At 63.0% G+C, this 23,317-nt stretch carries 21 protein-coding genes; 8 read left to right on the plus strand and 13 right to left on the minus strand.

Annotation, left to right across the window (positions count from 1 at the left end; translation table 11 throughout):
- The first annotated feature begins 2 nt into the window (after positions 1–2).
- Together gnd and H7B90_RS18860 are read left to right on the plus strand one after the other, a co-directional pair.
- Entirely contained in the window at positions 3–911 is a 909-nt protein-coding gene (gnd, locus tag H7B90_RS18855) for a phosphogluconate dehydrogenase (NAD(+)-dependent, decarboxylating) (protein WP_185137431.1), read from the plus strand.
- Between the two features lie 294 nt (positions 912–1,205).
- Positions 1,206–1,676, plus strand: coding sequence for a hypothetical protein (locus H7B90_RS18860; RefSeq protein WP_185137432.1), 471 nt, complete (start codon positions 1,206–1,208; stop codon positions 1,674–1,676).
- 844 nt (positions 1,677–2,520) lie between these two features.
- Here H7B90_RS18860 and H7B90_RS18865 read toward each other — a convergent pair.
- The 3 genes from H7B90_RS18865 to H7B90_RS18875 form a co-directional block, all read right to left on the minus strand.
- Positions 2,521–4,056 (minus strand): NAD(P)H-hydrate dehydratase, encoded by a 1,536-nt coding sequence (locus H7B90_RS18865; protein ID WP_185137433.1) that lies wholly within the window; start codon positions 4,054–4,056, stop codon positions 2,521–2,523.
- Between the two features lie 77 nt (positions 4,057–4,133).
- Positions 4,134–4,715, minus strand: a complete 582-nt coding sequence (locus H7B90_RS18870) for a TetR/AcrR family transcriptional regulator (RefSeq protein WP_185137434.1) — start codon at positions 4,713–4,715, stop codon at positions 4,134–4,136.
- An 89-nt stretch (positions 4,716–4,804) separates the two neighbouring features.
- On the minus strand, positions 4,805–5,134 hold the full coding sequence (locus H7B90_RS18875) for a DMT family transporter (RefSeq protein ID WP_185137435.1): 330 nt from the start codon (positions 5,132–5,134) through the stop codon (positions 4,805–4,807).
- 170 nt (positions 5,135–5,304) lie between these two features.
- Between H7B90_RS18875 and H7B90_RS18880 the strand changes: the two genes are divergently transcribed.
- The 4 genes from H7B90_RS18880 (at position 5,305) to H7B90_RS18895 (ending at position 9,068) form a co-directional block, all read left to right on the plus strand.
- A complete protein-coding gene (locus H7B90_RS18880; RefSeq protein WP_185137436.1) occupies positions 5,305–7,632 on the plus strand; it encodes a UvrD-helicase domain-containing protein in 2,328 nt (775 codons plus the stop codon).
- A gap of 91 nt (positions 7,633–7,723) precedes the next feature.
- Positions 7,724–8,137 (plus strand): hypothetical protein, encoded by a 414-nt coding sequence (locus H7B90_RS18885; RefSeq protein ID WP_185137437.1) that lies wholly within the window; start codon positions 7,724–7,726, stop codon positions 8,135–8,137.
- Between the two features lie 294 nt (positions 8,138–8,431).
- Positions 8,432–8,716: a hypothetical protein gene (locus H7B90_RS18890; protein WP_185137438.1), complete on the plus strand. Its 285-nt coding sequence runs from the start codon at positions 8,432–8,434 to the stop codon at positions 8,714–8,716.
- A 67-nt stretch (positions 8,717–8,783) separates the two neighbouring features.
- Complete coding sequence (locus tag H7B90_RS18895; protein ID WP_185137439.1) at positions 8,784–9,068, plus strand: hypothetical protein; 285 nt, start codon at positions 8,784–8,786, stop codon at positions 9,066–9,068.
- 183 nt (positions 9,069–9,251) lie between these two features.
- Here H7B90_RS18895 and rhaS read toward each other — a convergent pair whose 3' ends face one another.
- The 7 genes from rhaS to H7B90_RS18930 all read right to left on the minus strand — a co-directional run bounded on the left by rhaS (position 9,252) and on the right by H7B90_RS18930 (position 19,573).
- Positions 9,252–10,358 (minus strand): rhamnose ABC transporter substrate-binding protein, encoded by a 1,107-nt coding sequence (gene rhaS, locus H7B90_RS18900; protein WP_185137483.1) that lies wholly within the window; start codon positions 10,356–10,358, stop codon positions 9,252–9,254.
- Positions 10,359–10,439: 81 nt separating this feature from the next.
- Complete coding sequence (locus H7B90_RS18905; protein ID WP_185137440.1) at positions 10,440–11,423, minus strand: ABC transporter permease; 984 nt, start codon at positions 11,421–11,423, stop codon at positions 10,440–10,442.
- A gap of 2 nt (positions 11,424–11,425) precedes the next feature.
- On the minus strand, positions 11,426–12,502 hold the full coding sequence (locus tag H7B90_RS18910) for an ABC transporter permease (protein WP_185137441.1): 1,077 nt from the start codon (positions 12,500–12,502) through the stop codon (positions 11,426–11,428).
- A complete protein-coding gene (locus H7B90_RS18915) occupies positions 12,499–14,028 on the minus strand; it encodes a sugar ABC transporter ATP-binding protein (RefSeq protein WP_185137442.1) in 1,530 nt (509 codons plus the stop codon). Before H7B90_RS18915 ends, H7B90_RS18910 begins: the two co-directional genes overlap by 4 nt.
- A gap of 923 nt (positions 14,029–14,951) precedes the next feature.
- On the minus strand, positions 14,952–16,649 hold the full coding sequence (locus H7B90_RS18920) for a response regulator transcription factor (RefSeq protein WP_185137443.1): 1,698 nt from the start codon (positions 16,647–16,649) through the stop codon (positions 14,952–14,954).
- A 1-nt stretch (position 16,650) separates the two neighbouring features.
- Positions 16,651–18,501, minus strand: a complete 1,851-nt coding sequence (locus H7B90_RS18925; RefSeq protein WP_185137444.1) for a cache domain-containing sensor histidine kinase — start codon at positions 18,499–18,501, stop codon at positions 16,651–16,653.
- Positions 18,491–19,573: an autoinducer 2 ABC transporter substrate-binding protein gene (locus tag H7B90_RS18930; protein WP_185137445.1), complete on the minus strand. Its 1,083-nt coding sequence runs from the start codon at positions 19,571–19,573 to the stop codon at positions 18,491–18,493. Before H7B90_RS18930 ends, H7B90_RS18925 begins: the two co-directional genes overlap by 11 nt.
- A 179-nt stretch (positions 19,574–19,752) precedes the next feature.
- On the opposite strand from H7B90_RS18930, the gene H7B90_RS18935 reads away from it, so the two are divergent.
- Positions 19,753–19,890 carry a hypothetical protein gene (locus tag H7B90_RS18935; protein ID WP_185137446.1) on the plus strand — a complete coding sequence of 46 codons (138 nt, stop codon included), beginning with the start codon at positions 19,753–19,755 and terminating at the stop codon, positions 19,888–19,890.
- Between the two features lie 77 nt (positions 19,891–19,967).
- Here H7B90_RS18935 and H7B90_RS18940 read toward each other — a convergent pair whose 3' ends face one another.
- A complete protein-coding gene (locus tag H7B90_RS18940; RefSeq protein WP_185137447.1) occupies positions 19,968–20,333 on the minus strand; it encodes a winged helix-turn-helix transcriptional regulator in 366 nt (121 codons plus the stop codon).
- Between the two features lie 131 nt (positions 20,334–20,464).
- On the opposite strand from H7B90_RS18940, the gene H7B90_RS18945 reads away from it, so the two are divergent.
- Positions 20,465–21,490 carry a zinc-binding alcohol dehydrogenase family protein gene (locus H7B90_RS18945; protein ID WP_311772758.1) on the plus strand — a complete coding sequence of 342 codons (1,026 nt, stop codon included), beginning with the start codon at positions 20,465–20,467 and terminating at the stop codon, positions 21,488–21,490.
- An 86-nt stretch (positions 21,491–21,576) separates the two neighbouring features.
- On the opposite strand, the gene H7B90_RS18950 is transcribed toward H7B90_RS18945, so the two are convergent.
- Positions 21,577–22,356, minus strand: coding sequence for an alpha/beta hydrolase (locus H7B90_RS18950; RefSeq protein ID WP_185137448.1), 780 nt, complete (start codon positions 22,354–22,356; stop codon positions 21,577–21,579).
- A 289-nt stretch (positions 22,357–22,645) separates the two neighbouring features.
- Positions 22,646–23,314, minus strand: a complete 669-nt coding sequence (locus H7B90_RS18955; protein WP_185137449.1) for a CoA transferase subunit B — start codon at positions 23,312–23,314, stop codon at positions 22,646–22,648.
- Positions 23,315–23,317: the final 3 nt, after the last annotated feature.

Below are 23,317 nucleotides of genomic sequence, written 5' to 3' on the forward strand. Positions count from 1 at the left end.
TCATGCAAGTAGGACTTATCGGACTGGGCAAGATGGGCTTCAACCTGGCGCAAAACCTGATGGACCACAAGCACGAAGTCGTCGCGTTCGACCTGAACGCGCAAGCGGTAGAGTCGGTTAAGGCTCTCGGCGCCAAGGGGACGACGAGCCTGAAGGAGCTGGTCGCGTCGCTGGCGTCGCCGAAGGTGCTGTGGATCATGGTTCCGCACGCCGTCGTCGACAAGGTGCTGGAGGAAGTCGCTCCTCTGCTCTCTCAAGGAGACATCGTCATCGAAGCGGGCAACTCCCACTACAAGGAGTCGATTCGCCGCTATGAATCCATGAAGGAGAAGGGCATCCACTACCTCGACGCGGGCACGTCCGGCGGCATGGAAGGCGCCCGTCACGGCGCGTGCTACATGGTCGGCGGGGATCCCGAAGCTTGGGCGATCGTCGAGCCGGTGTTCCGCGACACCGCCGTCGAGAACGGCTACCTGTACGCGGGCAAGGCGGGCAGCGGCCACTTCCTGAAGATGGTGCACAACGGCATCGAGTACGGCATGATGGCGGCGATCGGCGAAGGGTTCGAGGTACTGGAGAAAAGCGACTTCGAATTCGACTACGAGCAAGTGGCCCGCGTCTGGAACAACGGCTCCGTCATCCGTTCCTGGCTCATGGAGCTGACCGAGCGCGCGTTCTCGAAGGATTCCAACCTCGACGAGATCAAGGGCACGATGCATTCCTCCGGCGAAGGCCGCTGGACGATCGAGACCGCCCTCGACCTGCAAGCCGCGACTCCGGTTATCGCGATGTCGCTGCTCATGCGGTACCGCTCGCTCGAGACCGATACGTTCACGGGCAAGGTCGTCGCCGCCCTGCGCAACGAATTCGGCGGCCACTCGGTCGAGAAGAAGGAACTGCAGCACGTGTAAAAAAAAGGCGGCGCTTCGCTCGCCCGCGACCTAGCGGACAAGCGGTAAGCGGCATCCAAACCGAAAACTCCAACCTCGCTTCGGATTCCCGGGGCGGCGTTGGAGTTTTTTTCATTCGTGCGGGGGCGTTCCGGCTGCCGTAAGCCGACTTTGCCGGGTTACGGACGCGCGTCGTGCTATTCGCTGGCGGAGGACCAATCTTAAGGAAGTTTAAGGGGGAGTTAACCCTGTTTTAATCTCTCTCGTTTAGGATAAGTAACAGATGATCGCATCGATGAAGGAAGGTAACGATAGATGATGAATGCCAAACGAATGCTGGCGATCTGCACGATCGCCATTATGCTCACGATAGGAAGCGGGTTCCGAAGCAACGAAGCGAGCGCGAGCGAGGTTCTGTTGAAGGGGGACTTCTACGGCGATTCCGCCCCGGCCGATTCCGAAGCCGATCATACGGAAGCGGCGGCCGAGACGTCTGCCGATTCCCGTCCCGGCGATGCCCGCGCAGAGGTCGGGCCTTTCCTGAGCATGCTTGGGGCGGGCAGCGAGGAGGAGGTATGGGACGCCCTGTACAACGGCGGGTCTCTCGCCTCCATCGCGACGGCCAACGGCAAGGACGTGGGCGAGCTGATCGACAGCCAGGCGGCGGAACTGAGCGAGCAGCTTCGCCAGCGCCTGCTCGCCGGCAGCATCTCGCTCGAGCAATATAAGGCGCAGCGCGCGGAAGTCTATGCGCTTGTCGCGAGCAGCGCGTACGGCTTGCATTAAAGCGCTTGGCGAGCAAGACAAGCCTCGGCTTGCGGTTGGTTCGCTCGGGGGCGCCGCCTTCACGCTTCGACTGGCAATCCAATCATTCGCTGGGAGGGGAAAGCCGAGATCATCGGCTTACACGATCCTCCGCGACGGAAGACCTTGGCCGTTAGTCGAAAAAATCGACTAACGGGGGGTTCCGCAGCGGAAAACCTTGGCCGTTAGTCGAAAAAATCGAATAACGGGGGGCTCCGCAGCGGAGGACCTTGGCCGTTAGTCGAAAAAATCGACTTACAGCGGGCTCCGCGGCGGAAGACCTTGGCCGTTAGTCGAAAAATTCGACTAACGGGGGGTTCCGCAGCGGAGGACCTTGGCCGTTAGTCGAAAAATTCGACTAACGGGGGGGCCGCAGCGGAAGACCTTGGCCGTTAGTCGAAAAATTCGACTAACGGGGGGTTCCGCAGCGGAAAGCCTTGGCCGTTAGTCGAAAAATTCGACTAACGGGGGGCTCCGCAGCGGAAAGCCTTGGCCGTTAGTCGAAAAATTCGACTAACGGGGGGCTCCGCAGCGGAAAGCCTTGGCCGTTAGTCGAAAAATTCGACTAACGGGGGGCTCCGCAGCGGAAAACCTTGGCCGTTAGTCGAAAAAATCGACTAACGGGGGCCCCCGCAGCGGAGGACCTTGGCTGTTAGTCGAAAAAATCGACTTACAGCGGGCTCCGCGGCGGAAGACCTTAGCCGTTAGTCGAAAAATTCGACTAACGGGGGGTTCCGCAGCGGAGGACCTTGGCCGTTAGTCGAAAAAATCGACTAACGGCGGGCTCCACAGCGGAAAGCGAGGGCTGTAAGTCGATAAAATCGACTTACAGCCCCTCGATAATGTCGCCGGCGAGGAGGGATGCCTCGGAGCCGCGGGCTTCGGCCGCGCGGTCCCCCGCCCGGCCGTGGAGATAGACCCCCGCGCAGACCGCCTGCGCGGGGGTCATTCCTTGCGCGAGCAGGCTGCCGACGATGCCCGCGAGCACGTCGCCCGCGCCGCCGGTGGCCATGCCCGGGTTGCCGGTCGCGTTGACGTAGACCGCGCCGTCCGGCGCCGCCACGACGGTGCGCGCGCCTTTGAGCGCCAGCGTCACGCCGTGGCGCTCCGCGAACCGGCGCGCCAGGCCGATCCGGTCGCGCTGCGTCTCGCGCACGGAGAGGCCGCACAGCCGCGCCATCTCGCCCGGATGCGGCGTCAGCGCGACCGGCGCGCGGCGCCGCGGCCAGGCCGCGAAGGCGTCTTCGCCGCCCTCGGCCAGCATGTTCAAGGCGTCGGCGTCCAGCACGAGCGGCACGCCGTCCGTCGCCTCCCACACGGCGCGCAGCCACGCGCCGTCGCCCTCCCATCGGCCCAGCCCCGGGCCGATGACGAGAGCCTGCTTGCCGGCGGCGAGCGCGGCAAGCGATTCCGGCGGCGCGGCGCTCCAATCGCCGCGCCCTTCGTCCGGCAGCCCGGCGAGCATCGCCTCGGGCAGCCGGCCGGCGAGGGACGGCGCCAGCGACTGCGGCACCGCCCAGCTGACGAGCCCGCACCCGGCCCGCAGCGCGGCCTTGGCGGCCAGCAGCCCGGCTCCGCTCATCGCCAGCGAGCCGGCCGCCACGAGCACGTGGCCGTACGTCCCCTTATGCGTATCGGCCTTCCGCCGGAGCGGCCAGTCTAGGCCCAGCCGCTCCCGCAGCGTCCGCTCTTCGAGCGCGAACGCGTTCACGCCCAGCTCGTCCGCCGCGGCCTCCGGGATGCCGATCGCGCGGACGACGACCCGGCCCGCCCGTTCCGCGCCGGGGTACTGCACGAGCCCGCGCTTCGCCATCGCCAGCGCGACCGTCGCCGCAGCCCGGATGCACGGCTCGGCGACCTCTCCCGTGTCCGCGTCCAATCCGCTCGGAATGTCCGCGGCCACGATCGGCAGCCCGCTGGCGTTCGCCTCGCGGATAAGCGCCGCGTAAGCCCCCCGCGGCGCCCCGGCCGAGCCGGTGCCGAGCAGCGCGTCGACGACGCCGTCGTACCGGCTCCAATCGATGCGGCCAGGCTCGTACTCGGCCGCCGGAATGCCGAGCCTCGCGGCGATGTCCCGCTGGACCGCCGCCTCGCCCTTCAGCGAATCCGGCGCCGCCGCGTAGACGACGGCGGCTTCGTGCCCCATCTCGATCAGATGCCTCGCGCAGACGAGGCCGTCCCCGCCGTTGTTGCCTTTGCCCACGAGAACCAGCCATCTTCCCCGATCCCGCCCGAGCAGCCCGGCCGCCTCTTCGGCGATCGCGCGCCCCGCGTTCTCCATCAGGACGATCGCCGGAATTCCGATCGTCTCGATCGCATGCCGGTCCAGCCTTCGCATCTCCTCCGCCGTCACCACGAACATGGCGCCGCCTCCCCTTCAAGAATCGATACTTCTATTTTCCAACCGAATCGCTGCCCGGGCAACCCCGGATCCGCCCGCTAGACGCCTTCGCTCCTCATGATCCCGTGGGAATAGACGTCCCAGCCGACCCTCAGCGACTGGTCGAAAGTCTCCGGCGTCTCGTACACGAGCGTCGACACCAGGCCGTCCAACAGCGTGCAGAACGACAGCGGCCCGTCCTCGGGATCGATCCGAAGCCTCTCCTTCTCCCTTAGAAAGGCGGTCTTCAGCAGCGCCCGAAGATGCGACAGATAGAGCCGGTAAGAAGTCATGACGTGCCCGGTCAGATGCTTCGGCGGCAAGTACGACATGACGATCATGAAGTTGACGTTCGGGTTGCCGAGGAACCGTTCCTTGTAGGCGACCAGCAGCGAATAGAGCGTCTTCTTCAGTCCGGCGCTTTTATGCTCATCGAAAAAACCGTGCAAATAATCGATCTCCTCCTGGAGGACCCCCTCGATCAGTTGCCGGAACAAGTCGTCCTTGTCGCGGAAATGCGCATACACCGATTGCTTCTTGATGCCCGCCTCTTCCGCGATATGGGCGAGCTTCGCGCCTTCGTAGCCGTAGCGGTTGAAATGCCGGATCGCGATCTGCCGCAGACGTTCCGAGCCTGCCATGCCCTCGCCCCCTCCCTTCTCTCGTTATCCCCCATCCAGATATCCTCGAAGCCCCTCACCCATCGCCTGACTCAAGTAAGCTTGCTCACTTATCCGTGGGCGGCGCCCTTCAAATTCAAAATGACGACGCCCGCGATAATGAGCGCAAGGCCGGCTACCGTCGTCACGCTAGCCGTCTCCTTCCAGATCACGATGCCGATGACCGCCGTGACCGCCGTGCCGACTCCCGACCAGATCGCGTACGCGACGCCCAGCGGAATCTGGTTCAGCGCCAGCGACAAGCTGTAGAACGCGACGCCGAAGCCGACGATCGTGCCGATGCTCGGATACAGCTTGGAGAAGCCCGCGGACGCCTTGAGCATGGACGTGCCGAACAGCTCGGAGGCGATCGCGAGCGCCAGGAATAAATAAGCCTTCATACCGTCTCCCCCTGACTCGAACTCGAATATCTCCTATCCTAATTCACCTGACTTTGGTAAGTCAATTTTCACCCCCAAGAAACGGAACTCTGCCCTTCCGCGGCCCGAGCATGGTATGATGGGGGCTGACGATCAAGAGACGAACGCCTGAACGAGGAATGGATTCGAAAATGAACGACCGACTATGGCCGATCGGGGCCGCATCGACCGATATTCCCCGCTCCGCCGTCGCCGCCGCGAGAACGACCGAGCAGCTCGTCCTCCCCGATGACGCGGACGCGGATTATTTCCGGCAGCTGGAACGGGCCGGCATCCGCCTGAACGAGAACCAGCTGCTCGCGGTCCGGCACGGTGACGGACCTCTCCTGACGCTCGCCGGCGCCGGCTCGGGCAAGACCTCCGTGCTCGTCTGCCGCGCCGGCTACTTGACGGCCGTGCGCCGCGTCGATCCGCGCCGTCTGCTTCTGCTGACGTTCTCGGCCAAGGCCGCGAAGGAGATGCGCGAGCGAATCGTCCGCCTCCCCGGCATGACGGAGCGCGATGCCGCCGGCGTGCAGGCTCGCACGTTCCACTCCTTCTTCCTCCGCCTTCTGCGGCAGAACGGAGACGAGAGAGAGATTCTAGCAGACGTCGGCCGCCAGCACGTCCGGTTGAAGACGATCATGCGCGAGGAGGGGCTCGCGGATTCGTACCCGCCCGAAGTTCTTCTCTCGCTTCTCTCCCATTGCAAGATGAACAAGATCGATCCGGACGAGCTCCCGGAAGGAACGGCGGAGGAGCGCGACATCAAGAGGCTCCTCTTCCGTTACGAGCGATGGAAGCGGGAGCAAGGGCTGATCGACTTCGACGACGTTCTTCCGGAGGCGTATCGGCTGCTGACTTCCAACCCCGGTCTTCTCGGCCACCTGCGGAGCCGGTTCCATTACGTGATGATCGACGAGTTCCAGGACACGAACCCGCTTCAGTACGAGCTCGTCCGGATGCTGGCGGAGCCGCGCCGCAACCTGATGGCCGTCGGAGACGACGACCAGACGATCTACTCGTTCAACGGAGCGAGAAGCGAATTCATCCTCGACTTCGAGAAGACCTACCCCGGAGCGAAGATCGTTACGCTCGACGTCAATTACCGCTCCCCGGCTCCCGTCGTGGGGCTCGGCAACGAGATCATCCGATTTAATAAGGCGAGAAGGAAGAAAACGCTGAAGGCCGCGGAGCGAAGCGGAGAAGAGCGGAGGGAGACCGAAGCGAAGCCGCGGTACTTGAGGCCGCGAACGACCGACGACGAAGCGTCCGCCGTCGCCGATCGGATCGAGCGGGAGGTTCGGGAGAACCGCAGGAGCTACGGGGACTTCGCCGTCCTGTTCCGCTCCTCGGCGGGAGGACGGGCTATCGTGGAGCAGCTCCTGGCAAGGGGAATTCCGCACGTCGATTACGGCGACGCGCAGCTGCTGTACGAGCACGGAGCCGTCAAGCCCGTTCTCGGCTACTTGCGGCTCGCGCTGAACCGGCGGGACTTCGAGGCGATGGAGGCCGTCCTTCCTTCTATGTATCTGAACCGGGACCGGGCAATGGCCTTCATCCGCATGCGGGAAGCCGCCCAGCCGAAGCGCGGGCCTCTCGTTCATCTGCTGTCGATGCCGGAATTGAAGGAGTTCCAGACGGAGAAAATCCGTCAGCGCCTGGAGTTCATCCGCTCCCTGGGGGCTCTCAAGCCGGACGAGGCGATCGCGGGCATCCGCCGTTCGTTCTACGATTCCTATCTGGACGCGAACGACAAGCGCAATCCGACGCCGCACAAGGAGCAGCTGGCCGAGTGGCTGGACGAGCTGGAGACGTCGGCGGCCCGATTCGGCACGATAGCCGAGTTCATCGGCTACGTCGGCGATCTGCTGGAGCGCAGGAGGCCGGACGCCCTCGAGCGCCGCCGGGAGCGAGGAGACCGGGTCGCGCTGATGACCATCCACCGTTCCAAAGGACTGGAGTTCCCGTTCGTATTCCTGATCGGGGCGTCGGAGGGCAGCCTGCCCCACGCCTCCGCGCTGGAGGCGGATCGGATGAAGGAGCTCCGCCCGCGCGGAAGCGAGGCGTCCCGGGCGATGCAAGCGCTGGAGGAAGAGCGGCGCCTCGCCTATGTCGCCGTCACCCGGGCCCGCGAGGAGCTGGTCGTCAGCTCCCCGTCCCTCTGCCGGGGCAAGAAGGCGGCCGTGTCCCGGTTCCTGCTGGAGGCGTTCGGCGGGCCCGCGAATGGCGGGAACGCGACCGACAGAACCCCGGAACGCGGAGCCGCGGCCGGACGGGAAGCCGGACATCGCCAAGCCTATGCCGAGAACGGCCGCGGCGTCCGGAGAACCGAGACGGTCTCGGCTTGGCTGTGCTCGAGTCCGTCCTGCAACGTCTGGTCGCGGATCTCCTCGAAGCGCGAAGCCGATCTCCCGTCCAAGGCTTGCCCGATCTGCGGATCTCCGATGGTTAAAGGCGGCAAGACGGTGCCGGTGTGACGAGGTTCCCTTCGCTTTTCCGTGAATAAAGCCCGCGCCGAGTCGGCATTCTACAGGAGGTTGACCAAATTCAATCTCCCAGGAGGCCCGCATGTACCCATCGAACGTAAGCAATCAGTTCAATCAATTCGAGCAAATCTGCCAACAATTGATGTCCCAAACCCAGCAAGCGAGCGCGAATTACCAGCAGCTGCTTCAACAAGAGCAGCAAAACGCGATGCGCCTCGAGGAGATCGCCCAACGCGAGCACAAAGCGGCCCAGACGATCCAGAACGCTCTTCACGGCCACCAAGTCGCTATCCAACAGCTGCAGCAGCTGCAGCAGATCGCTCGCCAAGTCGAACAATCCATCCATTCGCTGCAAACCGCTCAAGCCGCTCAAGCTTCCCACTTCTCGCAGACGGGCTACCAAACGGCTAATCAGCAGCAGCAGCAGCATGGCGGATTCGGCCAACAGCCGATGTCCACGTCGTATTCCAGCTTCTCGGGCAGAAGCTTCCAATAAGATTCCCTATCGCAAGGGCGACTCGGCTTCCTTGCGATGCCCGCGTCATTCGCGGCCGCACCCCGGCTTTATCGGGGATGCGGCCTTTTTAGTTGCTCAAGCGGAATTTGCGCCTTTACCCTCATGTACATGCCGTTCCTAAGGAAGGACGGATCTCATCTAATAAAGCAAGGGAGGTGCTCAACGGATTTACTATTTCATATTCGCAGGAGCGGTCGGACAAGGCTATATCTCCGCGGTCCGTCGAATTCGCGACATCCTCCCTTTTTTGAAACCGAGAGGAGGTGCTGAAACATGCTTGAGAATGTTTTTTTCATTAGTTACTCTCAAGGCGCTGGAGTCGGACAGGGTTATTTCTCCGCGGTCAATCCGCCGGGCCCTACCGGCTTCGTTACGATCAGCAATGGTCCCGAGCCCGTTCGACTTGTTATTACCCGCTGGGGCGATGTACCCTTCACCGTCGACGTCCTCGCCAACTCGGCTTATACCGTCGGCATCGCCAATATTCAGACGATCGGCATCTTGAATTTGGGTGCCGGTACGGCTACCGGAAGCCTTGGCCTCTCCGCCGTGTTCTAACAGCGATCGGATCATCAGTTTCCCCAGCCCCCTTCTTCCTAACTCCAGAGAAAGGAGGCGTTGTTCCATGCTCGCATTGATATTCAGCACTCCTTTCTCGCAAGACGCGGGAGTCGGGCAAGGTTATTTCTCCGCGGTCAATCCTCCGGGGCCTACGGGATTCGTTCTGATCAGCAACGGGAGCCAGCCCGTTCGGTTGGTTGTCACCCGCTGGGGAGACGCGCCGTTCGCCGTCGATGTTCCTGTCGAATCGCAATATTCCGTCGGCATCGCCAACATTCAGACGATCGGCATCTTGAATCTGGGTGCCGGTACGGCTACCGGCGGACTTAGCTTTTCCGTGGTCGTCTAAGCGCCGAAGATTCCGCTTCCTAACAAGACGCTTCCCGCATTGGATCGGCAAGGCGAACTTGCCGGTTCTCTCCGTCGTTGTCCCTTCCGCAGTTTATTCAATAACTCCGGAGAAAGACCGGGCGGCCTTCCCGAGAATCGAAATCCTCGGAGACCGTCCGGTCTTATCGCGGCGGATCGAAATTCAGTAGACCGCCTTCCACTCCGCGATGTTGCTGGAGTCGAACTTGAACGGATCGCCCAGCATGATCTGCGTACCGTCGCCGTCCGCGACGACTTCCTTCTCGCCGAGCGTGCCCGCGGAGAACTTCTCGCCGGTCTTGCCGGCAAGCTCGCCGCCGACGAGAGCTTCCGCCGCATAGCCGGCCAGGTAGCCGACGTCGATCGGGTTCCACAGGTACATCCACGGGCAGACGCCGCTCTCGATGTACTCCGCCATCTCGCTCGGCAGGCCGAGGCCGGTCAGCATCACTTTGCCCTTGAGGCCTTTGTCCGTCAGCACCTTGCCCGCGGCCGCGATGCCGACCGTCGTCGGCGCGATGATGCCCTTCAGGTTCGGATACGACTTCAGCAGCGCTTCCGTCTCCGAGACGCTCTTGTCGCGCAGGTCGTCGCCGTACGCGACCTTCACCAGCTTGATTTTCGAATACTTGGCGTCCTCCAGTTCCTTCTTCATCCACTCGATCCACGTGTTCTGGTTCGTCGCCTGCGACGTCGCGCTGAGGATGGCGATCTCGCCTTCGCCGCCGATCATCTCGGAGACGCCTTGGATCAGCGTGCGCCCGATGCGCTCCGGATCGGCTTGGTTGACGTGCACGAGGCGGCTCTGCGCGTTGACGGCGGAGTCGAGCGACAGCACCTTGATGCCGGCGTTCATCGCTTTCTTCAAGGCGGGCTGAAGAGCGTCCGGGTCGTTGCCGGCGATCGCGATGGAATCGACCTTCTGCGAGATCAGCTCCTCGATCATCTGAATTTGCGCTTCGGCGGTCGGCTGGTCCGGCGCTTTCAGAATCGCTTCCCCGCCCTTCTCTTCGATCGCCTTTTTGAAGCCCTCCATCATCTTCTCGCCGTAGGGGTTGCCCGTATTTTTGAAGACGATGGCGAACTTCTTGGCTCCTCCGGAGCTCCCCGACCCGCTATCGCCAGCCGCCGCGCTGCCGGCCGGAGAGCTGCCGCTCGCTTTGCCGCCGTCGTCCGGGGAAGAGGCCGCTTTGCCGTTGCCGTTGCCTCCTCCGCCGCATCCCGCCAGCAGGGATATCGACAGGACGGCCGTCAATCCGAATGCCCACATCTTTTTCACTTTTTGTTTCCTCCCTTTTTTTGCGCGTTCGTGCGATTGGTTATACCAAACAGCGAGAGCTGTCGAGTATCGTTAGCGCCGGATAGCGCGGCCGAGCCTCAGCTTCGGAATCATAACCGCGAAGATGAGCAGCAGGCCGATGATGACGAGCATTGTCTGCGCGGACACGTTGACGAGCCCGAGACCGTAGCGCAGGTAGCCGATCAGGAAGACGGCCAGGATCGCGCCGGCCATCCTTCCCTTGCCGCCCGCGGTGCTGACGCCGCCGAGCACGACCATCGCGATGACGTCCAGCTCGTAGCCCGCGGCGATATTCGGCCGGGTGCTCCCCATCCGGGACGTCAGGAACAAGGCGGCGACCGCGGCCATGAGTCCGGCGAGAGTGAACACGACGATTTTGATGCGGTCGGTCCGAACGCCCGAGAACCGGCTCGCCGTCGGATTGCTGCCCATCGCGTACACCCGGCGGCCGAACGTCGTCCTGTGCAGCAGGTACCCGAACGCGACGGCGAAGACGGCGAAGACGATCAGGATAAACGGGACGCCGGCGACGTAATCCCACCCCAGGAAGCCGAACCATTCCGGGAACTTGCCCGCCGCCTGGTCCTTCAACAGAATGTAGGCGACGCCGCGGTAGATGATCATGGTCGAGAGAGTGACGATGACCGCGGACAACTCCTTGAACTTGACGATCAGAAGGCCGTTGATATAGCCGCACAGCGCTCCTACCGCCAGGCAGATCGCCATGGCCAGCGGCATCGGCACCCCGTGGTTGTAGAGGTCGGCCATGATGACCGAGGACAGGGCGACGATGGAGCCGACGGAGATGTCGATGTCCCCCAGGATAATAATGAACACCATCGGCAGGACGATGAAGGCTTTGTCGAGGAAGCCCATCGTGGCGTCCCGCAGGTTGTCGAAGTCCCAGTAGAATTCCGACAGATTGACGTTCATGACGTTAATCGCGACGAACAGAACGACGAGCATCCACTCCCACTGGAGGAAGAACCCGCGAAGAGAGAACTCTCTTCGGTCGGCGATGACTCTCGGTTCCATGCTCAGATCCTCCTCCTCATGAGATGGTTGCGGTCGATGCCGCGTTTGACCAGGGCGTTGACGAGGACGGCGACCAGAATGATCATGCCTTGAATCCAGTTCTGCCAGAACGGCGAGACGTCGATCATCGGCAGCGCGTTGTTCAGGATGCCGAGCAGCACGGAGCCGAGGACGATGCCCGAGATCTTGCCCGAGCCGCCCGCGATGCTGACGCCCCCGAGCACGCACGCCGCGATGACGCTGAGCTCGTAGCCGGAAGCCGTGTCGCCTTGGGCCGAAGCGAACTTCGACACCCAGAGCACGCCCGCGAGTCCGGACAGCCCTCCCATGACCGTGTAGACGAGCCCCAGAATCCGGCCGGTCCGAATGCCGCTGATCGCGGCCGATTCCGGATTGCTGCCGACCGCGTACACCTGTCTCCCGGTCCGGGTGTGATTGACGAAGAAGTAGGCGACGAGATAGATGACGACGGCGATGAGAATCAGATGGTTGACGCCGAGGAGCTTCCCGGTGGCGATCGCCTTGAAGCTGTCCGGCATCTGGTGGGCGCTGACCCACTTGCCCCCGCTCGCCTCGAAGGTAAGGCCGCGGAACACGTTCATCATCCCGAGGGTGGCGATAATCGGCAGGATACGGACCTTGGACACGAGGAAGCCGAGTACCGCTCCGCAGGCGAGACCGATGCCGACGCCGATCAGCAGCGCCAGAGCGGGATTCGCGCCCGGATATTGCTTGACCGTGAGTGCGGCGATCATCCCGGACAGCGCGAGCGTCGCCCCGATCGACAAGTCGATGCCCCGCGTGACGATGACGAGCATCATCCCGACGGCGAGAATGCTCAGGATGGCCGTGTTCGTGGCGATGTCGTTGATATTTTCCCAAGTCAGGAAGCTCGGGTTCCGAAGCTGCACGCCCGCGGACAGCAGCACGATGAAGGCGAGCAGACCCAGCTCCCGGAACTTCGCGATATTCGCGCTTGCCGACCTCTTGGGCGCCGCCGCCGAGGCTCCGCCAGCCGCTACCGTCTCCGCCGTCTCCGCCGTCTCCGAAGCGAGCGCGATTCTGCCTCTATTCTTCATGCGAGCTCCCCCCGTCGCTGTGCGTCGTTCGGCGCCTCGTCCGCCATCGAAGCTCGCAGAATCGCCTCCTGCGTCATCTCCCGGCGGTCCAGGAACGCCGCGATGCGTCCTTCCCTCATGACGGCGACGCGGTCGCATAGGCCGATGATCTCGGGCATCTCGGACGAGACGAGCAGAATGCCGTAGCCCGCGCACGCCAGCTCGCCGATAATCTCGTAGATCGCCGACTTCGCGCCGACGTCGACTCCCTTCGTCGGTTCGTCGAGGATGAGAACGTCGAGATCGGCGGTCAGCAGCTTCGCGAACACGACCTTCTGCTGGTTGCCGCCGGACAGCGAGCTCGCGAGATCGAAGACGCTTCTCGCCTTGACGCCGACCTTCTCCGCGAGCCGCTTGGCGAACTCCCGCTCCTTGCGCGTGCGGATCGTTCCCCGGGACGACAGCTTCTCCAGCGAGGAGAGCGTGATGTTGCGCCCGATCTCCCATTGCAGCACGAGCCCCTGCTTCTGCCGGTCCTCCGGCAAGTAGCCGATGCCCCGCTTCATCGCCTGCAGCGGATCGCGAATGGCGATCTCCCGGCCTTGGTACAGAATCCGCCCCTTATCGGGCGGGGCGACCCCGAAGATCGCCTGGCACACTTCGGTCCGGCCCGCTCCGACGAGGCCGGTGAGGCCGAGGATCTCCCCCTTGCGAAGAGAGAAGCTTACGTCTGCGAAGTAGCCGGTCCTGCCCAGCCCTTCGACCCGCAGCACCTCCTCCCCGATCTTCGCTTCCTTCTTCGGGAACAGCTGCGCGATCTCGCGGCCGACCATGGCGACGATCAGGTCCGCGTTCGAGATCTCGTTCACCTGCCAGGTGCCGATGTACCGAGAGTCGCGGAACACCGTCACTTGGCTGGCCAGCCGGTACATGTCCTCGAAGCGGTGGGAGATGAATATAATCGAAGTCCCCTGATCCCGAAGCCGCTCCGCGATCCGGTACAGCTCCTCGCTCTCGCTGTTCGTGAGCGCGGCGGTCGGCTCGTCCATGATGATGATCTTGGCCTGCACGGACAGCGCCTTCGCGATCTCGACGATCTGCTGCTCGGCGACGCTCAGCGCCCCCATCTGCGTCTTCGGGCTGAAGCTCGCCCCGAGCTCCCGCAGCAGCTTGCCCGCCTCCTCGTGCATCTCCCGCCAGAGCAGCCGCTTCGTCCCCTTCGCGACTCTCTCGTGCCCCATGAAAATATTCTCCGTGACGCTAAGGTCCGGATAACACGTCACGTGTTGGTAGATGGCGGCGATTCCCGCCTTCTGGGCATCCGTCGGATCGCGGAACCGGACCTTCTCCCCGCCGAGGAACATCTCCCCGCCGTCGGGGGCGTGGACGCCCGTGATGACCTTGATGAAGGTCGACTTGCCCGCTCCGTTCTCGCCCATGAGCGCGTGAATCTCGCCCGGCTTCAGCTTGAAGTAGACGTCGTCCAGCGCCTTGACGCCGGGGAACGTCTTCGTGATTCCCTTGAGCTCCAGGATGTACTCCGACATGCCCGCTCCCCCTATCGCTCCTTCTGCTCGGCCGTTCGGCCTTGCCGCTATGTCCTTAGCTTAGCGGGTTCCGCCGGGCGGCTGTAGGAGACGGAATTCGGATCGGGGGGAGAATCTTCGGGAGGTTGGCGATAGGCGGCCGCAGAGTCGCGTATCTGTCGCGACGGGAGGCGGGCGCTAACGGATCGAGGAGACGTTATTTCGTAGAAAATGAAGGATTTTCGACCCTAACGGATCGTATGGACGCTATTTCGTGCCGGAAGCCCGTTATTGCCCCGAATTTTCTTAAATAAGATCGCTGGGATTCGCAAGATTTTCAAAATGGGCTTTTGACTCCAAATAGCGTCTCCTGGATGCGTTAGAGAACGAGGCCCTATGAACCGGAGTCATGCGATTCGGATTCCGACCGCAACCCTGAACGAGACTAACGAATCCCCTATGCAGAAAAAAAATAGAACCCTCCAAGCTAATTCCGCTTGGCCGGGTTCTCTCGCGTTTCGCATCGTTAAACGTTAGCGGCGTTAAGAGGATCTATCGTTGCGGGGTCGGATTCTCTATCGTCGTCTTCTGCCGCAGCTTCTCTCCAATCGGCCAAATAGCCGTCGACTGCCGCCTCCCTTGCTCGTTGGGCCGATTCCGGAGGGGTCCAACCATCGGACCCTACGTCTTTAGACGGAGATCCGCCCCTCGCACCGATAGGTATTCGACGACTTCGGGCCTTCCGTGACATGCAGCGTTATACAGTCGCGACAGATGGTTCTCCTGGCGCTAACCTGTTTTGCAACAAAGACTTCATAGGCACTCCTCCATCCCCGGAGGCGTGTCTATTTCCCACCACCCAAGGCGGTTGTGCGTTACGAGTTATACCGGTTCTCTTCCTGATAGAATAGATTGGCAAGATCAACAAAAGAGCGAGGGTTCCTCTACACCCCCGCCCGCTCCCGGTACTTCGAGGGCGACACTCCCGCCCACTGCTTGAACAGCTTGCCGAAATACTTCACGTCCTGATAGCCGACCCGGACGGCGATGTCCTGCAGCTTCTCGGCCGGGTCCGCGAGCAGCAGCTCCCCGGCCTTCTCCATTCGCTGCCTCGTCACGTAATCGAGCACCGTCTCACCCGTCTGCAGCTTGAAGTATTCGCAGAAGTACGTCGGGTTCATGTACACGCGATCGGCCACCCGCTTGATCGTGATATCCTCTCCCAGATGCTCCCGGATCCAGGCTTTGGCCAGCTCGACCGGCTTGCGGTTGCCGTCCCGCCACGCCTCGCGGATCGCGTCCGTCGCCTCGCGCAAGCGCCGCGCCAGCTCGGCCCGCAGTTCTTGGAGGCGGGGCGCCCGGTCCAAGCTCCGCAGAGCCTCTTCGACCGACTCCGAATCGGCTCCGCTTCCCCCGCTCCCTTCCAGCGCCGCCGAATAGATCGAGAGCAGCAGATGCTGCGCGGCCTTGCGGATCGCGACAGGCGATTCCTCCCTCTCCAGCTCGGCGAAGAACAACCGCAGAAGCGCTTCCGCCTCCTCCGCCTTCGCTTGGCCGACCGCCTGCCGCATGCGTTGGGCGATCTGAGCGAGCTCCGCTTCCGGCCGATCGCCGTCCCCTCTGCCGGCCGCCCGGCCCCGCTCGCCCAGGAACACCCGGTTCCCGCCCTCGACGAGGCGGTGCCTCATGCCGGACAGCGCCTGCCGCTTCGCCTCCGGCAGCAAGTACAAGTCCTCGATCGGCTCGGCGATCGAGACGGATACCGTGAACGGCGTGTACGTATGAATCGCCGCGCGCACCCGCTCCGCCAGCGCCAGCGCCGCGTCCTCGAGCCCTTCTTCCTCCGACGGGCCGCGCAGAAGAATCCAGAAGTCGGAATTGCCGCCGCGCCAGCTCCAGCCTTGAAGCCCGCCCGAGCCGCTCATCCCGCCATGCCCGTCTCCCCGCTCTTCGCCATGCCCTACGCGCCCGCCCGGCTTCCCGCCCCCCGCGACCACTTCCGCGACGATGTTCTCCAAGGCGTACGTGTAAGCCTCCCAATCCTTGGCCGTATACGTCCTCGTCTTCACCGGCAGCGCGTCCAGGCTGACGTACAGCAGCGAATACCGTCCGAGCGGGAAATCCTCCACCCAATACCCCAGCCGCTCGATATCGATCCCGGCCGACGTGATGTAGCTGAGCGTCTGCGTCTGCCGGGCGGGCTTCAGCCGCTCCGCCCGACGCTCGGTCTCTTCCCGCCTCCGGAACTCGCTGCGTCCGGCGGCGATCTTCTCGCGGATCTCCGTCATCCGCTCGCGGAACTGGTCCCGGTCGACGGGCTTGAGCAGATAGTCGACCGCCCCTTCCCGGAGCGCCGTCCGCACATATTCGAAGTCGTCGTATCCGCTGATGAGCATCGGATAGAACCGATACTGCTTGCGGGCCTCCCGAATCAGAGTCAACCCGTCCATCTCCGGCATCTTCACGTCGGTGATGATCAGATCGACCGCCCCGCTCGTGCCGTGCAGATAGTCGAGCGCCTCCCGTCCGTCTCCCAGCGCGGCGACGACCTCCCAGCCTTCCCCGCAAGAGAGCACCAGCCGCTCGATCCCTCGGCGGATGCGCGCTTCGTCGTCCACGATCAGCGTCCGTATCGGCTGCACCTTACTCCCCCTCCTCCCGGTCGGATCTCGGCGTCTCGACCGGCCTTGCGATCGCCGGAATCCGGACGATCACTTCCGTCCCCTTGCCATCGATGCTATGAAGCTGAAGGCCGTACTCCGGGCCGTGCAGCAGAACGATCCGCGCGTTCACGTTGCCGAGGCCGAGCCCGGAATCCTTCGCCAGATGCGATTCCGAGCGAAGCTCGTGCTCCAGCTCCGCCAGCCGATCGGCCGGAATGCCGGGGCCGTCGTCGCGAATGCGGAACACGATGTCCTGCTTCCCGGAGCGGGCGCTGATCTCCTTGCCGATGCCGATATGGATTCCGAGCCTCCCGCGCCGCTCGAGCCCGTGCTTGATCGCGTTCTCCACGATCGGCTGCAGGATGAACTTCGGCGAATAGAGCGTCCGCCCTTCCAGATCGACGTTCAGCGCGATGTCGAAGGCCAGGCGCTCCTCGAAGCGGAACTTCTGGATCGTCAGATAGTCCCGGACGTGCTGAATCTCTTCCGCGAGCGGAACCGTCTTCGACTTGTTGCCGACGGAGAACCGCAGCATCCGCCCGAGCAGCGTCACCATGTCGACGACCGACTCGCTCTCGCCCTCCTCCACCGCCATCGAGATCGTCTCCAGCGTGTTGTAGATGAAGTGAGGGTTGATCTGCGACTGCAGGGCGTACAGCTCGGCTTCCTTCTGCCGGATCTCGATCCGGTAATTCGTCTGGATCAGCTCGCGCGTCGTCGTGATCATCGAGTTGAAGCTCCGCGCCAGAGACCCGACCTCGTCCCGGCTCTGCAGCGAATGGTCGACCTGGAAGCGGCCCATCTCCGCGTTCTTCATCAGGCGGCTCAGCTTCTTCAGCGGACGCGTGATGCTAAGCGAGAACAGCACGGAGAGAACCGTCGTGACGAGCACGATGCCGACAAAAACGAAAATCGTGACGTTGCGGACGAGGTCCGCGCGTTCCGTCAGATCCTTGAGCGGGATGCTGTGGACGAGCACCCAGCCGAGCTGCGCCGACTCGCTCAGGCTGACCAGCCTTGCCGATCCGCCGGCGGCGTTCGTCCGGAAGCTTCCGCTGAGGATCGGATAGCCGGCGACGTTCGGATCGAAGGTTCCGATTTTCTCCGGGTCGGTGTGGTAGACGATCTCGCCCTTCCGATTCATCACCCACAGATCGGCCCGGTCGTTCGTCTCGAAGTCCCGCAGGATGCGGTCGATGAACGTCATCTGGACGGCGATGAACATCGTCCCGAGCACCCTTCGGTTGTCCGTGTCGAGAATCTCCTTCATGACGAGGACGTAGGGAGCGTTATTCTCGAACCGAAGACCGGTCTCGCTCGGCAGAATCAGCTTGCCCTTGTCCCGCGCGTCGACGTCGTATCGGTAGGGCGCGATCGCTTCGTTCCGGCCGAACCCGGAGTACCGGAGCCTCGTGCTCTCGAACAGCCGGCTCTTGGACAGCAGGAACACGCCGAGCACGTCCGGATTGCCCCCTCCCAGATACGTCCGGGCCATGTAGCTGTTCAGCGTGAACAGATCCCGGTTCTGTTCGGCCCGGCTCTGCAAGGCCGGGTCCCGCCTCAGAATCGCGATCATGTCGTCGGAGTTGAACAGCAGGTCCGGCAGCGCCTCCAGCTCGGACACGTGCTTCTCGATGTTGGCGTTCGCCTGGTACAGGAATCGCGGCATGTATTCGCCGATCTGCTCCTCGATGGACTTCGTATACTGGACGTACGAGACGTACCCGAGCAGCGACATCGGGATGACGGTCAGCAGCAGATAGGTGACGATCAGCTTCGCGCTCAGCCGGACGTTGCGGAACCGGAGCCGCTCCCGGATTCTAGAAATCATATTGGTCCACGTTGTCTTTGGTGAAGTCCAAAGGCTCTCCCATAATGATCATATCCCCGTGCACCCGGATGTTGCCCACGTTCGCGATCGTCTGGTCGTCGTAAGGCAGCATGCCGAGCATCATGTTGCGGGCGAGAACGACCGTCAAGTACCCGAGCTTCTTCGGGCTCCACAGCGTCGCGGCCTGGGCGGAGCCTTCATGCAAGTACGAGCGCATGAGCTCCGGGGTGGACAGCCCCACGACGCGGACTTCGCCGGCCCGCTTCGCTTCCCGAACGGCTTCGGCGGCCGCCGGCGGCCCCACCGAAGAAGTGCCGATAATGCCGTCCAGCCCCGGGTACCGCTTCAGCAGGCCGACGGCCCCTTCGTACGCCTTCTTCGGGTCGTCGTCGTTCGGGACGATCTCCACCAGCTTCATGCCCGGGTAAAATTGTTCCCGCTGGACCTTGATCCAATCGATCCATTCGTTCAGATTGGCGGCGGACAGCTGGCCGGTCATAACCGCGAATTCGCCCTTCTCCCCCATGCTCCAGGCGAGCGTGTCCAGCAGGTGCCGCCCGAGCGTCTCGGGATCCGCCATGTTGACGAAGAACTCCCTCGCTTCGGGCCCGGTGTCGGCATCCCACGTTATGACGCGGATCCCTTGCTCCTTCGCCTCCCGAAGCACGGGAACGAGCTTCTTCGGATCGTTCGCGGAGACGGCGATGACGTCGACACGCTTCTCCATCAAGCCGCGAATGACCTCGATCTGTTCGTCGGGATCGGCCGTGGAAGGACCTTCGTACAGCAGGTCGACGTCCAGATCCCAAGCCGCCTCCTGGGCTCCCTGCTTGACGACGTCGAAGTAGGCGATGTCCGTCACCTTCGGGACGACGCCGATCTTGTAGCGCCGCGAATTCGCCGCTTCCGACGGGGAGGCGGTCTCGTCCGCCGCGGGGCGGTCCATCTCGTAGATCACCTTGTACGAGATCGCCCCGCGATCCCGGCAAGCGCTTACAAGGAACAGCGAAGCGAGAACCGCCAGGAGCAGGCAGAGCCTCTCGCGTCGGATTCCGATTTTCCCAGACCGCATGGCCCCGCACCTCCGTGAGCGCAACTAATATCAAGATAGCACGCCTCGCGCCGCCGTCACAACCCGATTCTCCCGCCTCCACGAATTCCCTGGCCGACGGCGGCGAACGGCGGCTCCGAAGCGGCCGCGTATGAAAAACGGCCCGAAGGAACATGTTACGGAATGGCGAGGTGAGACGAATGACAGGACGCAACAGCAAGCCGGACAACGACGGACCGATGGCGAAGCCTTCGCGGCTCGACCAGGTCGGGGACAAGCTGTCCGACAACTCGGCCCGCATTCCGAAGAAGAGAAGCCGGGGCAACAACCCTTGTTAAAACGGCCGACGCGATGCTTGAAGCGACGACAGCCATCCTCCGCGGCGCGCGGCGATGGCTGTTCGGCTTGAACTCGTTCAGGGAGCGACGTAGACTTCCGGCCGGACCCGGCGGTGCGTCTCTCCCCACTCCTTCATAAGCTGGATGAGCGGCTCCAGCGTTCTTCCGTACTCCGTCAGCGAATACTCGACCTTCGGCGGAACCTGCCGGTAGACCTCGCGATGGACGAGCCCGTCCTCTTCGAGCTCCCGAAGCTGCAAGGTGAGCATCCGCTGCGTAATGTCCGGGCAGATCCGGCGCAGCTCGCCGAACCGCTTCTTGCCGTCCATCAGGTGATACAGCAGAACTCCCTTCCACTTGCCCCCGATGATCTCCAGCGTATACTCCACCGGGCAGCCCTCGCCGCTTTGCGAGCATTCGCTGTACTTGCTTTTGCGGGTCATGGCCGACTCGACCGCCTTCCGTAGTATATTTTCCGATACTATACCACAACCATGTGCGTACTTACATAATTCGATCCTATCACATATAATCGCCTCAAGACCAGATAATCGATGGAAAGAGGATGATTCGAGTGACGAAAATGAGAGCCGTAGCCCTGGAGCGGTATTTGCCGATCGACCATGAGGATAGCTTGCTGGACGTTCTGCTGGACAAGCCGAAGCCGGAGGGCCGGGACCTGCTCGTCCGCGTGAAGGCCGTCTCCGTCAATCCGGTGGATACGAAGGTTCGCGCCCCGAAGGACCGCGTGGAGCCGAAGCCGCGCGTGCTCGGCTGGGACGTCGCCGGCATCGTCGAGGAGGTCGGGCCCGAATGCGAGCTGTTCGTGCCCGGCGACGAGGTCTACTACGCGGGCAGCATCGCCCGGCCGGGCGGCAACAGCGAGTTCCACCTCGCGGACGAGAGAATCGTCGGCCATAAGCCGCGGACGCTGGACTTCGCCGAAGCCGCCGCCATTCCGCTGACCGCGATTACCGCGTGGGAAGGGCTGTTCGACCGGCTCGGCATTCCGCCGGAGCCGGAGAAGAACGCGGGCCGGACGATTCTGATGATCGGAGCGGCCGGAGGCGTCGGCTCGATCGCGACGCAGTTGGCGGCCGCGGCCGGCCTGACCGTCATCGGGACGGCGTCCCGTCCGGAGTCGGCCGCGTGGGCGAAGGAGCACGGAGCCGCTTACACCATCGACCACTTCGAGCCGTTCGTTCCCCAGCTTCAGGCGCTCGGCTTCGCGAACGCGGACTACATCTTCTGCCTGAACGATACGAAGCGGCATTGGGAGCAGATGGCGGAGGCGATCGCGCCCCAGGGACGCATCTGCTCCATCGTCGAGACCGACAGCCCGCTGAACCTGACCTTGCTCAAGAACAAAAGCGCGACGTTCGCCTGGGAGTTCATGTTCACGAGATCCTCCTACGGCACGCCCGACATGATCGAGCAGCACCGGCTGCTGGACGAAGCGGCCCGCCGAATCGACGCCGGGGAGCTTCGCACGACGCTCGCCAAGCGGCTGTCCCCCATTAACGCCGCCACGCTGAAGGAAGCGCACGCGCTCATCGAGTCCGGCCGCGCCATCGGCAAGATCGTCGTGGAAGGCTTCTGAGGCGGCTCGCCCCCCTAACGCAACGGAGGCTGAATCTCCCGGTCCCAGCCCGAGGGATTCAGCCTCTTCGAACGTCCTAGCGGGTATCAATCCTTCCGAAGCGGAAGCCAGGCCAGGACGTCCTGGATCGTCTTGTCCCAGTAGGCCCAATCGTGCGTGCCCGGTTCTTCGTCGTATGTGAAATCCAGCGTCGACGCTTCGAAGGCGTTCTTCAGCTCCAGGTTGTGCTCGTAGAGGAAGTCGCTCGTGCCGCAAGTCTGGTAGAACTTCGGCTTCTCGCCGGCGGCTTCCGAACACTTCCGGATGAGATGGTACAGATCGTTGTCCGTTCCCTCTTGGGAAGCGGTGCCGTATACGAGCTCCAAGAAGCGGGGGCGCCGAAGCATCTCGCCGAACTTCGCCGTCGAGAAGTTCGCGGTGGAGAGCCCGGCCGCGGCGGCGAACCGGTCCGGCTGGGTTAGCGCCCACTTGAACGCCCCGTAACCGCCCATGGACAGGCCGGCCACGAAGTTGTCCTCGCGGGCGTCGGACAGCGGGAAGAACGAGCGGGCGATCCGGGGCAGCTCCTCCATCAGGAACGTTCCGTATTGGCCGCCGTGCTCCATATTCGTATAGAAGCTCAGATGCGCTTGAGGCATGACGACCGCCAAGCCGAGCTCGGACACGTAACGCTCGATGGAGGTCCGGCGCAGCCAGATCGTATCGTCGTCCGAGCCGCCGTGCAGCAGCCACAGCGTCGGATGGCGATCGCGGTTCGCGACGCCGGCCATCCCGACTTGCCCGCTCGTCCGCTGAGGAAGAATAACCGTCATCGCCGTGCTGAGGCCGAGCGTCTCGGAGAAGAAGTGACATTGAATAAGTGCCATGGATAGATTCCGCCCTTCGTATTTTTTTGACTGCCAAAGGCCATTTCGCTAATAGCTCCCTTTCTCTAACGAACCCAGGAGTCGCTATTTAGCATCAGAAGCCTATTTTTAAAAACCTAACGGACTCCAGCGATCTTATTTAAGGTCAATCGGGGGAAAACCGGGCTACCAGCACGAAATCGCATTTATACGATTCGTTAGCGATCGTTAGCCGCCCCTCCCAATCGAAGCGGGAAACCGCCCGAATAGAGAAGCTCTGCGCGACACGTCGTTGGTCGGTCATCGTGTTTTAATAAGTATCGAAAAGCACGCCGGAGTCCACGATCAGCTCGGGCTCCGTGACCGCCTGCACATCCCGAACGCCGAAGCCGCTAGCCACTTCCGCGAGCCGCAGACCGTCCGGCGTCACGTCGATGACGGCCCGCTCGGTAATGATCCGGTCGACGACCTTCCTTCCCGTCAGGGGAAGGGCGCAGCGGTTCACGATCTTGGGCGAGCCGTCCTTGCTGACATGGTCCATGACGACCACGATCCGCTTCGCTCCGTGAACGAGGTCCATCGCCCCGCCCATTCCCTTCACCATCTTGCCGGGAATCATCCAGTTCGCCAAGTCCCCTTGCGCGGACACTTCCATGCCGCCGAGAATGGCCACGTCGACGTGTCCGCCCCGGATCATCGCGAACGACTCCGCGCTGTGGAAGAAGGCGGCTCCCGGAATCGCGGTCACCGTCTCCTTGCCCGCATTGATCAGATCGGGATCGACCTCGTCCTCCCGCGGGTAAGGGCCGATGCCCAGCAGCCCGTTCTCGGAATGGAGGACGACGTTCTTGTCCGGGGAGATGTAGTTCGCGACCAGAGTCGGGATGCCGATCCCCAGATTGACATAGTGGCCGGAGGCGATCTCCTTCTCCGCCCGTCTCGCGATTCTCTCGCGCACGTCCGATCGATCCGCCGCCATTCG

Source organism: Cohnella xylanilytica (assembly GCF_014212175.1).
In the GTDB taxonomy this organism is placed as follows: domain Bacteria; phylum Bacillota; class Bacilli; order Paenibacillales; family Paenibacillaceae; genus Cohnella; species Cohnella xylanilytica.